Here is an 11,662-nt window from a genome sequence, read left to right on the forward strand (position 1 = left end):
CCCTGCCACCGGCGCGACGACAGATGCACGATCGCACGGTGTTCATGCAGGTCCATCCGGGTCGCACTGAGGAGACTGTCGTGACTGGAACGCTTGTGACGTTGGTGAATCCAAACCTCGTTCACCCGCCGATCACTCCCTACGCGCTTGACATTCTCACCACTTCGCTGGAGAGCGCGGGCTTCGTGGTCGAGGTGGTCGACCTGACCCTGGTCCGGGACCGCTGGCGAGACGTCCTCGCGACCTACTTCGAGCACCATCAACCGCTGCTCGTGGGCGTGACGATCCGCAACACCGACACGATCTACCCCCAGGAGCAACGCGTCTTCCTGGATTCGCACCGCGACATCATCGGCGAGATCCGACGCCACTGCGCGGCTCCCGTGGTGGCCGGCGGGGTCGGCTTCTCGTCGATGCCGTTCGCCCTGGTCGACTACTTCGGCATCGAGTACGGCGTGAAGGGGCCCGGGGACGTGACGATCGTCGACCTTGCACAAGCGCTTGCTGCGGGGGCACCGCCATCGGGGGTGTCCGGCCTGATCGTCAACGATGGTGGCGGTCACGTGCACCAGGTCCCGCATCGCGATCAGCTCGCGGCGCTGGGCCGGGCCGTGCTGGTGAACCGGGCGACGCCGTACACCCGCAGGTCGGGACGCTCGGACAAGGTCGACAATCTCGCGTACTACCGGATCGGTGGCCTCGGCAACATTCTCACCAAGAACGGCTGCACCTACTCGTGCGCCCACTGCGTCGAACCAGATGCCAAGGGCAACCAATTCGCCCGCCGCGCCGAGACGGCCGTGGTCGACGAGATGGAGATGCTGGTCGCGCAAGGGGTCAGCGACCTGCACACCACCGACAGCGAGTTCAACCTCAGCATCAGCCACAGCAAGGCCGTGCTGCGCGAGATCGTCCGGCGCAAGCAGGCCGACGCGTCGTCCCCGCTGCACGACCTCCGGTTGTGGATCTACGTCCAGCCCGCGCCGTTCGACGAGGAGTACGCCCAACTGCTGTCCGAGGCGGGGTGCGTGGGGATCAACGTGGCACCTGATCACGTTCGCGACGACGTACTGAACGGGTGGAAAGTGAGCCGGAAAGGCACCCGCTTCTACACGTTCGAGGACGTGGAGAGGTTGTGCAAGCTGGCGAACCAGTACGGAATGCTGACAATGATCGAGGCGCTGCTCGGAATGCCCGGCGAGACCGAGGAGACAATGCACGAATGCGTCGAGAGGTTCCTGGCACTGGAGGCGACCGTGGTCGGTTTCACGCTGGGTATTCGCGCGTTCCCGTATTCGCCGATGGGGAAGCAATTGGCAGCACAAAGTGGCGGAATTCACCCGGTTCCCGGCGTTCAGTCGAACACCGCGACCGAGCCCATTCTGCTGTCACCGCTCGATCAATGTGCCAGCGTCGTCGAGTACGAGCGGCAATTCATGTTCGATGCCGCCGGGAACTTCCGGCCGGTCTACTACTTCTCCCCCGACCTGCCCGAAGGCCGGACCGCGACCCGGCCGGGTGATCGCTGGCTGACCAGCGTCGAACTCCTGTGGAAGTGGGTGCCCCGGGACGAGCACCCGCGGGTCATGCTGCCGACCGTCAGCGGCATAACGCAGGAGGACAACAACTACGCCGACAACCCGTTCCTGCTCCGCCTCAACGAGCTGGGTTACAAGGGCGCCTTCTGGTCGCACTGGCCGCAGCGCGACGAGATCATGCAGGCCGTCGACGCCGCGTCCTGAGCCCGACATCGGCCTCTGGTCCGAGGGACCTGGGGCCGATGCGCGGGCCGGCTGGAACGCGTTGGCTTGAAGCATGCTTTCGATTCATGAGGTCAGTAAGCGGCGCGGGTCGCGGGAGATCCTGTCGGGTGTGAGTTTCGACGTGCGGCCGGGACGGGTGACGGCGTTCCTGGGCCCGAACGGGGCCGGGAAGACGTCGACGTTGCGGATCCTGCTCGGGCTGGACGCGGCGACGTCGGGTACGGCGTTGGTCGACGGCGTGCCGTTCGCCCGCTTGGCGGATCCGGTCCGGAAGGTCGGCGCGGTGCTCGAAGGGTCCGGTGCACATCGATCGCGGACCGGACGAGCGCATCTGCGCTGGGTCGCCGCGGCCGGCGGCATCCCGCGGTCGCGGGTGGATGAGGTGCTCGAGCTCGTCGGGCTCGCGGACGATTCACGTCGCCGGGTCCGCAGCTACTCGCTCGGCATGGGCCGGCGGCTCGGACTGGCGGCGGCATTGCTCGGCGATCCCGACGTACTGGTGCTGGACGAGCCGGTGAACGGGCTGGATCCCGAGGGGATCCGCTGGCTCCGGACGTTCCTGCGGGACCGGGCCGCGGCCGGAGGGACCGTGCTGTTGTCGAGCCACTTCCTCGGCGAGGTCGCGGCGACCGTCGACGACGTCGTGGTGATCGACCGCGGCCGGATCGCGGCTCAGGGCACATTGCCCGCGGTGGTCGGCGATCACGGCTCGATCGAGAACGCGTACTTCGCCCTGACCGGAGGCTCCCGATGAGGGCCTTCCGCGCGGAACTGGCCAAGCTCAGCTCGCTCCCCGCCGTCTGGATCGCGGTCGCGATCGGCGTCGTGCTACCCGCCGGGGTGACCGTGCTGAACTCCTCGAACAGCCAGGCCAGACCGAGTACGGACGGCGGGTTCCGGGAGCTCGGACTCGGGGTCATCGCCGCGATCGTGATCGGAGTGGTCGCCATCAGCAGCGAGTACCTCGCGGAAGGCGAGGAGTCCGGCGGCAGCCGTCAGATCACCACGAGCCTGACCGCCATCCCGTCCCGGTCGAGGTTCCTCGTCGCGAAGACGGCCGCGATCGTGGCGACGGTCGGCCTCCTCGCGCTGTTCAGCTCGGCGATCACCTTGACTGCCACGGACCTCGCGTCCGCAGATGCGTCGACCGGTACGCCGGACCTGCCACGAGCACTCGGGATTGCGGCGTACTGGGTCTTCAGCGCCCTGCTCGCCGGCGGGATCACCCTGATCACCCGCAGCGGGATCATCCCGCTGTCCGTCCTGATCGTGAACATCTCCGTCGTGTCCGTGAGCTTCCTACTGACCAAGGTCACGCGGCTGGCGTACTACTTCCCGGACCTCGCCGGGACGAACATGTTCCTGCGCTCCTCCGATGATCCGGTCGGACTCTCCCCGGTCACCGGCGGACTAGTGATGGGGTTGTGGGTCGCCGTGATCGCCGGCACCGGCGCCACCGTGTTCGCGAGGCGCGACGCATGAAACTGCTCCGCGCCGAACTGTTGAAGCTCACCACGTTGCCCGCGATCTGGTTCACGATCGTCGGGACCTGGGCCGTCACCGTTCTCCTGGCTGCTGCGGCACCGGATGTCCGCAGTGCGTTGTACGGCCCGGTGCTGGCCGGCTTCCTCATCCTTGGCCTGATCTCGGCGACATCGGAGTACCAGGGTGGTCAGATCCGGACCACCCTCATCGCAGCGCCCCGGCGGATCCCGACGTACGCCGCCAAGCTCGAGGCACTCGTGGTCATCACTCTCCCGGCCGCCGCGGCGACCGTCACCCTCGGCGCCGTCGTCTCCGGAGAGCTAGAGGCCAAGGCGGTCGGCTACTTCGTGTTCACGACAGTCATCGCCCACGCGATCGGCAGCCTGACCCGCCGAACGATTCCGGCCCTGGTCGCACTCCTCACCTACTACTTCATCGCCGGCCCGCTGCTCCAGGACCGCCTGTCGTTCCCGGACGGTCGCAACTGGTACGCCGTCCTCCCCTGCGCGATCGTCGCCACGAGCGTCGGCCTCATCGTGTTCCGCAACCGGGACGCGTGACTCACTTGACCATGATCGGTAGGGCTTTGAAGGTGTCGCAGTAGGCGGGGTCGGTCATGCCGAAGCCGCGCGCGGCCCAGTACTGGCGGCCGTCCGGGCTGCCGGTGTTCTCGTCACCGGGCTGGGCCAGGATGTAGCGGTTGTACATCGGGAGGTCGAGCCCGACGATGCCGTAGGTGAGCTTGTTGGCTCCGATGAACGCCGCACCGAGGCAGGTCGCCTGCAGCTGGGCCCGCCGGCTCAGCTCGGACCTGGCCGGCTCACCGGGAGCGTCGTACGCGAGCTTCTGGACGGTTGCGAGGATGCCGGTCACCTGCTGGATGTGATGGGCGTACTCGCGGGCGATCGTGTCGGTCACCCACAACTGGATCCCGGCGCGACGGGCGCTGTCGGTGGAGCTGTTCCAGGCCTTCATCACGTCGTCGGCCTGCAGGTACAAGGTTTGGTTCGTGGTGCAGTAGAAGGCGACCGCGGATCCGATCGAGCAGGGCGATCGCTCGCGTCCGCCCCAGAACACGATCTTCGGCGCGGACCGGAGCTTCGGCGCCCAGGTCTTGTTCAAACAACTGACTACATTGGTGTAGTAGGCACGCACCCCGTCTTCAGTGCCCAGCGTGACATCGGGCTCGCGGCAGGCGACTGAAGCTTGCGGCCCGGCGGAGTAGAGCGCATCGGCCGTAACGCTCGGGGCAACACCGGAGCCGCCGGCCGGCCGGATCTGCGGCGCCTGACTCGAGGCCTGCGGAGCACCCGAGGCGTCCGCACGAACCGCCGCGGTCACGATCAGCCCTGCCGCACCGGCAAGCATCAGCAGCGCGGCGACGAAACCGATCCGCCGCTTGGCGGCTCCGTGGTGAGTGACCTCTTCCTCACGCAGGTCGATGTCCTCGCGCAGATCGGGTCCCCAACCCAACGGTGGCAACGGCGGTCCGCCCTCGGGCATGCCGGGCAGCGGATGCGTCCCATACAACGGCATGGAGCCATCCGGTAACGCGGCGTACGTCGCCGTCAATTCCCCATTCACCAAGAGCCATTCACCACAGACTGCCCCCAGTCCGCCAGCACAGGCGGCCACGAAGAAGACTAATCGCGCAACCGGCGAATGTCTGCCCCGCTTACCGGATCAGCCCGCCTCGTTGCTCTCCGCAACCGCCCCGTGCACTAACGAGAACGCGGTGTTCCGGAACCGCGCCGTCCGTCATCGTTGCCCTGCGCAACGACCTGCCCACCACCGTCAGACGATCTCGTTCACGAACTCGGTCAGTTCCTGATCGAAGCGGGTCTGGTCCTCGACGAACGGCATGTGGCCGACGGCGTCGTACCAGGACGGGGTAGCTGTCTTGCAAACGTCGAGGACGTGTTCCGCCATCGAGGGTAGGACGATCGTGTCGGAGCGGCCGTGGGTGACCAGGACGGGGACGGACAGCGTCGTGAGTACGTCGTCGCTGTTGATCTCGCGGGAGATCAGCGCGCCTCGTACCTCCGGGGGCACGACCATGTTCCAGGCCAGGGCTGCGGTCCAGTCGTGCGGATCCAGTGGCTCGGCGGTGCAGACGTCGAGGAAGCGGTGGATGGCGGCGATGTTCGTGGCCAGGTCGGGCATGCTGGCGTCGGGCGCGTTCCCGAGGAAACCAGGCCCGATGTGGTCGAACGTGGGCGGCTTCATCGTGACGGCGGCGCCGACCAGGTTGACGGCACCGATCCGGTCCTCGCCGTACGCCCGGACATAGTCGGAGACGATGAACCCGCCGTACGACCAGGCGACCAGCACCGGTCGATCCAGATCCAGCTGATCGATGACCGCGGCGAGGTCGTCCGCCCACAACTGCGGATCGCGATAGTTCTCGGCACCCAACGGCTTCTCGGACATGCCGTGACCCCGATTGTCGAACGCCACCAGCCGAAACTCCTCGGCGAGCCGGCCCGACATCTGGTGCGACCAGCACACGTGACTGGCCGACCAGCCATGAATGAAGAGAATCGGACGCCCTTGCCGGTTGCCCCACTCCCGCGCGTGCAACCGCACGCCTCCCCCGCCGATCACGTCGTACGTCGTGGCCGGCTCTGACATCACCATGTGCTCCATCACGGTCCTCCTTCGAAAGGCTGATACCTGTGAAGGTAGGGAGCGACACGAGTCCCCCGCATCGGCGCCAGCACGCATTTCAAACGCAACCGCATGGCGGTCAACACGCAGCGGATCAGGTACGCCGTGCCTCGGAGAACCTGGCTGCGGCGGCCGCGCGTCCTGCCTTGCCGGAGACGCGCAGCTTGACGTAGGTGTTCGTCAGATGACGTTCCACCGTGCGGATGCTGAGGCTCAGCCGCTCGGCAATCGCCTCGTTGGTCAGCCCCGCCGCGACCAGCTCGAGGACCTCCAGCTCCCGGCGGCTGAGCTCCTCGACTCCAGGCTGAACGGGTGCGCGTTCGGTCCCCAGGAAACCACGAAGTTCCGACACGAAGGTCGCCCACGCGGGTTCGTCCGACAGCAGGATGTGGTTCGACGAATCCAGCTCGACCAGCCGCGCTTCCGGGAGGAGGGTGGCAAGCAGCCGGCCCTCATCGATCGGAACGACCCGATCGCCCGCCGCGTGCACGACCAACGTCTTCGTGCGTATCTGAGCTGCGAGATCGACCACGTTGAGACGACCTCGGGTGTTGTAGATCCGCACCGCGGTCGCGGCTGACGTGGAGTGCCGCTGCAGATCGTCGTACCAGCCCATCTGCTCGGGCGTACCGGCCGGCAGGAACAGCATGCTGAACAAGTGCCGGAACGTCGGGTCGGGATCGGTCCAGCCGGCCGCGATCGCAGCGACCAAAGCCTCCTGCAGCCGGCGTTCGCCCGCACCACGCAGACCGCGGCCGCGCGCGTATCCGCCGTACAGAACGAGGTGCGTGAGCCGCTCGGGATGACGGGCCGCGTACGCGACCGCAACCGCCACTCCGGTCGACACGCCGAGCAGCGCGAACCGATCGACACCCGCGGCGTCGACCACGGTCTCAAGGTCGGCCACCCACGCATCGAGCGAAATCTCGTCGACGTCGCGATCCGAGAGCCCGCAGCCGCGCTCGTCGTACCGGACCAGGGTGTGACCGTCGACGAGAGCATCCAGCCAGTGCCGCCAGACCGGGCTCTCCCAGTCGAACTCCAGGTGGGTGATCCAGGTCGCGACTCGAACGATCGGTGGGCCGTGGCCATGGACCGCATACGCGAGTTTCACCGCATCCGGCGCCGCACAGTAGCTGACCTTCTGCCCCACCTGTCGAGCTTACGACTCCCGCGCCGGTTCGGGCTCCACGAGCGCCAGTGCTTCGGGAAGTGGGCCGTCAGCGACCAGTTCCGTGCTGTGCCGCGCTGCCTGCCGCCGGACCATCCGGCGATGGCCGGCCACGATCGCACCGATACCCGCCACACTCCAAGCGACGAGTACTACGACATGCTGCGCCGACCCGTGTCCGTCGAAGTAGGCAGCGCTGCGAAGCAGATTCGCACCCGCACCCGGTGGCATCAGCTGGCCGAGTTCACCGACGGCCTTCGGCAGCAACTCGGGCGCCGAACTGACCGCCGAGAACGGATTGCCGACGAACACCATCACGATCGCTCCGACCGCGGCACCACCCGGCCCGAGCAAAGCCGCGAGGCCGGCGACGGTGGTGCTGATCGCGAACAACATCAGCGACAACGAGGCCCACGTCTCGATCCGATCGCCCGGTAGCGCACCCACGTAGTCCTGGGCGACCAGATGCACACCCACTCCGGTGACGGCCGACACCAGCGCGAGGGCGACGACCTCCCGCCACGCAGGCCGGAACCCGACGAGTACGGCGACCATCACCGCGAGGATCACGCCACCCAACACCAACGGCGTCATCGCCGCGGTGAAGATCGCGCCGCGTGGATCGTCACCCGAGGTCGCCACGACGTCATGCACCGCCGACCTCACGACCGGCCGCTGCGACGGATCCGACTGCGCCGAGAAGCGTTCGGCGGTCGTCGTCAGCAACTGGGCAACGGCCGGACCTGCCGCACTCGCGGTCAGCACGGTGAACCGGCGCGAGGAGATCTCGAAGACGCCGTACACCTCGCGATCCGCGATCGCAGCGCGGGCCTCCGCGTCGTCGGCGTACAGATGCAGTTCGAACGCACCCGGCGCGGAATTCGTCAGGTCCTGCACGGTCTCCTGGGTGGCCGGTCGCGAGTACATCCTGACCGCCGCGCGGCGCGCGTTCCTCCGCCACGGCTTCCATGCGACGTCGATGCAGGACCTGTTCGCCGAGGCGAAGCTGTCCTCCGGAGCCGTCTATCGCTACTTCCCCGGCAAGGAAGACATCGTGCTCGCGATCGCCGAGGACAACATGCGCGAGGTCGCTGAGCTGATCCGAAGCGTCACCGAAGAACGCCCGGACGAGTCGATCGGGACCGTACTCGCGGCCGCCGTGGAGCTCATCACCGCGAAGAACCAGGACAGCGGGCTGGCCGGCATCGGAGTGCAGGCCTGGTCGGAGGCGCTCAGCAACCCGCGGATCGGTGTGGCCTTCGGCCAGATGCTGTCGACCCTCAGGACCACGCTCGCCGAAGTCATCAGCCGGCATCAGCAGACGGCCGCGCTACCCGCGGAGCCGTCCGCGGATTCGCTGGCCGGTGTGATGATCGGCGTACTCGTCGGGCATCTCTTGCAGTTGGCTCTTCTCGGCAACGACGCCGTGACCGATACAGCAGACGCAACCAAGGCCCTTTGGCCACCGGTGAGCTCCTAGGATCTGAAGTGTGGAGCGACTGGAGCTTTCTGACGGGCGGTGTCTGGAGTACCTGATTCAGGGACCGGAAGGTGGCCGGCCCTTGGTGATGCATCACGGCACGCCTGGCGTGGCGATGGCCCTGGAGCCGGTGGCCGCGGCGGCTGCTCGGCACGGGATGCGGCTGGTCACGCACAGCCGACCGGGCTATCGGGACAGCACTCCGCAGCCGGGACGACGAGTGGCTGACGTGGCGAGCGACGTGAGTGCGTTGCTCGATGCGGTGAGGGCTGACGATTTCGTCACCCTCGGCTGGTCGGGCGGCGGTCCCCACGCGTTGGCGTGCGCGGCGCTGTTGCCGGAGCGGTGCCGCGGTGCGGCGATCGTCGCGGGGGTTGCGCCGTACGACGCCGACGGCCTCGACTGGTATGCCGGGATGGGTACTGACAACGTCGAGGAGTTCGGTGCCGCGGCGACCGGCAAGGAGGCGCTCGAGAAGTTCATGGCCGAGGCCGGCGCTGGACTGAAGGACGTCCAGGCTGCCGACATCATCGCCGCGTTCGGTGATCTGCTGTCTGACGTTGACCAGCAGACCCTGCGCGATGGGCTCGCCGACTACCTGGCCGCGTCGTGTCGTGCGGCGGTCTCGACCGGGTACGACGGCTGGCGCGACGACGATCTCGCCTTCCTGACCGACTGGGGCATCGAGCTGGCGAGCATCCGGATACCCGTCTCGATCTGGCAGGGTGACCAGGACCGCATGGTCCCCCGAGACCACGGCCGCTGGCTGGGCGAACACGTTCCCGGCGCATCCACCCACCTGGTCGCCGGCGAGGGCCACTTGTCGCTGATGGGGAACATCGACACGATCGTCGCGACCCTCGCCCGGACCTAGCCGGTCAGTACGGCCCGAACACCCACTGCGACGGCGACTTGGGGTCGTCGCCGCGCCAGAAGCCCGACCACAGGTCGCGGAACTCCGTCCGCGAGAGATGGCCGTCGCCGTTCAGATCGAGCTGCGGGAAGACGTCCTCGATGCCGTCGTCGGAACCCTTCCACGCGTACACGACCTGCTTGTGCTCCGCGAGCGCGATCCGGTCGTCGCCGTTCTCATCGATCGCGTCGAACATCGCGTCCGCGGTCGCGTTCACCGCGTCATCCATCGCCGGCAGCTGGTCGACGACATTCATCAGCTCATCGAGCGACACCTTGCCGTCCTCCTCGGCGCCGGACATGGTCGCGAGCGCCGACCACCAGCCCATCATGATCGCCCGCATCCGCTCGTAGTCCGCGGTCCCTGGCTCCCAACCACGCAGCCCGACCCACCGCCCGGTCAGCGTCTCGAAGTCGGCCTCCTCGAGATACCCGTTGCCGTCGGCGTCCATGGCATGGAACACCCCCGCCACCTTGCGCCGCTGAAACTCACTGGCCATTTTGCTTCCCCCTCCACACTCACACCCGCACACTCACAGTGACCGACTCCAGTATGTAACCGCCGCCACTCGATGTCACCGCTTGACTCCACAGCGTCCACGCAGTACGACGGCGCTCACGGCCGCGAAATGCGGGATGCTGACGGGATGAGTAGCGCGAAAAAGCGGTTGCCGAAGAAGGTCTACGAGCGGGAGCTTCTTCGGCTGCAGGCCGAGCTGGTGAAGGTGCAGGAGTGGGTGCGGGTCGAGGGCGCCCGGGTCGTGGTGATCTTCGAGGGTCGCGACGCGGCCGGGAAGGGCAGCACGATCAAGCGGGTGACCGAGTTCCTCAACCCGCGCGTCGCCCGGATCGTCGCGCTGCCGGCGCCGACCGAGCGGGAACGCACCGAGTGGTACTTCCAGCGGTACGTCGAACATCTGCCGGCGGCCGGTGAGATCGGCCTGTTCGACCGGAGCTGGTACAACCGCGCCGGGGTCGAGCGGGTGATGGGGTTCTGCACCAATCAGGAGTACGCCCGCTTCATGCATCAGTGCCCGATCTTCGAGCGGTTGCTGGTCGAGGACGGCGTACTCCTGCGCAAGTACTGGTTCTCCGTCAGCGACAGCGAACAGGAGGCCCGCTTCCGCAGCCGGCTCGAGGACCCGATGCGACGCTGGAAACTCTCCCCGATGGATCTGGAGTCCATCACCCGCTGGGAGGACTACTCCCGCGCCAAGGACGAGATGTTCGTCCACACCGACATCCCCGAGGCGCCCTGGTACGTCGTCGAGAGCGAGGACAAGCGCTCGGCCCGGATCAACATGATCGCCCACCTGCTCTCGACCATCCCGTACGACGACGTCCAACGGGCACCGCTGGCCCTGCCGCACCGACCAGCCTCGAAGGGCTACGAACGCCCGCCCCGCGAGATGCAGACCCAGGTCCCGGACCACGCCGCCAAGCTCGCCCGCTGACGGACACCGCTCACCGCGCCGCCGGCTGCCGCCAGATGGCGACGCTGAGGGAGAGGGACCAGAGCAGGGCGAGGATGATCGTGTACTGCCCGATCATCGCCGCGCTCGCGATGAAGATGATCGCCGAGCAGCCCAGGCCGACGTACCCGACCCAACGGCCGAGGACCAGCGTTCGTACGACGACGACCGAGACGGAGAGGATCGTCAGTCCGAGAGTCGTCATCGTGATGCTGCCGATGAGGTTGTAGTTGAGGGCGGTCGAGTAGCGGAGGATCTCGATACCGGGCAGCGGCTGCCCGTCGACCTTCACCATGTGGCCGATCACTCCGCGCAGGGCAGCGGAGATGAGCAGCGTCGTACTGAAGATCAGGCCCATCGAGCGGGCGAACGCCGTCCACTGCACGGCGGCAGTCTTCGTCGTGAGGGCTCGGAAGTAGTTGATGATCACAACGAACAACAAGGCTGCCGCGATAGCGCAGAACTGCGACACAATGCCCGACACCTGACTGCCGCTCTGCTGCCACCACTCGAGCAGCTTCGCGTCGTCGGCCGTGTGCGGCACGTTGATACTGGCAACGGTCCAGAACAACGCGACGGCGAAGAGCACCGACGCGGCCGACGCGGCCGTCGCCGCCGAGGACCTGGTGCGGGCTCGGGGAGTTGCTGTGGTTGTTGTCATGACGGGCTCCTAGCTTCGAGCTGACTGAGTCCGTCCAGCGTCGAACTTTCG

13 protein-coding genes are annotated in these 11,662 nt (G+C 67.2%); 7 read left to right on the forward strand and 6 right to left on the reverse strand.

Features of this window, described 5'->3' with window-relative positions; genetic code table 11:
- Positions 1 to 80: 80 nt before the first annotated feature.
- The 4 genes from tsrT to AB0L70_RS30170 all read left to right on the forward strand — a co-directional run bounded on the left by tsrT (position 81) and on the right by AB0L70_RS30170 (position 3,808).
- The gene (gene tsrT / locus AB0L70_RS30155; protein WP_363690105.1) at positions 81 to 1,742 is read left to right on the forward strand and encodes a tryptophan 2-C-methyltransferase; all 1,662 of its coding nucleotides are present in this window, start codon (positions 81 to 83) and stop codon (positions 1,740 to 1,742) included.
- Between the two features lie 73 nt (positions 1,743 to 1,815).
- Positions 1,816 to 2,517, forward strand: coding sequence for an ATP-binding cassette domain-containing protein (locus AB0L70_RS30160; protein WP_363690107.1), 702 nt, complete (start codon positions 1,816 to 1,818; stop codon positions 2,515 to 2,517).
- Positions 2,514 to 3,245 (forward strand): ABC transporter permease, encoded by a 732-nt coding sequence (locus tag AB0L70_RS30165; protein ID WP_363690109.1) that lies wholly within the window; start codon positions 2,514 to 2,516, stop codon positions 3,243 to 3,245. Before AB0L70_RS30160 ends, AB0L70_RS30165 begins: the two co-directional genes overlap by 4 nt.
- On the forward strand, positions 3,242 to 3,808 hold the full coding sequence (locus AB0L70_RS30170) for a hypothetical protein (protein WP_363690111.1): 567 nt from the start codon (positions 3,242 to 3,244) through the stop codon (positions 3,806 to 3,808). Before AB0L70_RS30165 ends, AB0L70_RS30170 begins: the two co-directional genes overlap by 4 nt.
- A 1-nt stretch (position 3,809) precedes the next feature.
- Here the strand turns inward: AB0L70_RS30170 and AB0L70_RS30175 are convergent, their stop codons facing one another.
- The 4 genes from AB0L70_RS30175 to AB0L70_RS30190 form a co-directional block, all read right to left on the reverse strand.
- Positions 3,810 to 4,784, reverse strand: coding sequence for a neutral zinc metallopeptidase (locus tag AB0L70_RS30175; RefSeq protein WP_363690113.1), 975 nt, complete (start codon positions 4,782 to 4,784; stop codon positions 3,810 to 3,812).
- 258 nt (positions 4,785 to 5,042) lie between these two features.
- Positions 5,043 to 5,894, reverse strand: a complete 852-nt coding sequence (locus AB0L70_RS30180; protein WP_363690115.1) for an alpha/beta hydrolase — start codon at positions 5,892 to 5,894, stop codon at positions 5,043 to 5,045.
- Between the two features lie 115 nt (positions 5,895 to 6,009).
- Positions 6,010 to 7,068: an alpha/beta fold hydrolase gene (locus tag AB0L70_RS30185; protein ID WP_363690117.1), complete on the reverse strand. Its 1,059-nt coding sequence runs from the start codon at positions 7,066 to 7,068 to the stop codon at positions 6,010 to 6,012.
- Between the two features lie 9 nt (positions 7,069 to 7,077).
- Positions 7,078 to 8,013 carry an ABC transporter permease gene (locus AB0L70_RS30190; protein WP_363690119.1) on the reverse strand — a complete coding sequence of 312 codons (936 nt, stop codon included), beginning with the start codon at positions 8,011 to 8,013 and terminating at the stop codon, positions 7,078 to 7,080.
- Between AB0L70_RS30190 and AB0L70_RS30195 the strand changes: the two genes are divergently transcribed.
- The gene (locus AB0L70_RS30195) at positions 7,994 to 8,566 is read left to right on the forward strand and encodes a TetR/AcrR family transcriptional regulator (protein WP_363690121.1); all 573 of its coding nucleotides are present in this window, start codon (positions 7,994 to 7,996) and stop codon (positions 8,564 to 8,566) included. The genes AB0L70_RS30190 and AB0L70_RS30195 overlap by 20 nt on opposite strands.
- A 10-nt stretch (positions 8,567 to 8,576) precedes the next feature.
- The gene (locus AB0L70_RS30200; protein WP_363690123.1) at positions 8,577 to 9,440 is read left to right on the forward strand and encodes an alpha/beta hydrolase; all 864 of its coding nucleotides are present in this window, start codon (positions 8,577 to 8,579) and stop codon (positions 9,438 to 9,440) included.
- Positions 9,441 to 9,444: 4 nt separating this feature from the next.
- Here AB0L70_RS30200 and AB0L70_RS30205 read toward each other — a convergent pair whose 3' ends face one another.
- A complete protein-coding gene (locus tag AB0L70_RS30205; protein ID WP_363690125.1) occupies positions 9,445 to 9,978 on the reverse strand; it encodes an EF-hand domain-containing protein in 534 nt (177 codons plus the stop codon).
- A gap of 147 nt (positions 9,979 to 10,125) precedes the next feature.
- On the opposite strand from AB0L70_RS30205, the gene ppk2 reads away from it, so the two are divergent.
- Positions 10,126 to 10,932 (forward strand): polyphosphate kinase 2, encoded by an 807-nt coding sequence (gene ppk2 / locus AB0L70_RS30210; protein ID WP_363690127.1) that lies wholly within the window; start codon positions 10,126 to 10,128, stop codon positions 10,930 to 10,932.
- A 10-nt stretch (positions 10,933 to 10,942) separates the two neighbouring features.
- Here ppk2 and AB0L70_RS30215 read toward each other — a convergent pair whose 3' ends face one another.
- Positions 10,943 to 11,611: a hypothetical protein gene (locus AB0L70_RS30215; protein WP_363690129.1), complete on the reverse strand. Its 669-nt coding sequence runs from the start codon at positions 11,609 to 11,611 to the stop codon at positions 10,943 to 10,945.
- Positions 11,612 to 11,662 lie beyond the last annotated feature (51 nt).

It is taken from the genome of Kribbella sp. NPDC051952, from assembly GCF_040680855.1.
Taxonomy (GTDB): Bacteria; Actinomycetota; Actinomycetes; order Propionibacteriales; family Kribbellaceae; genus Kribbella.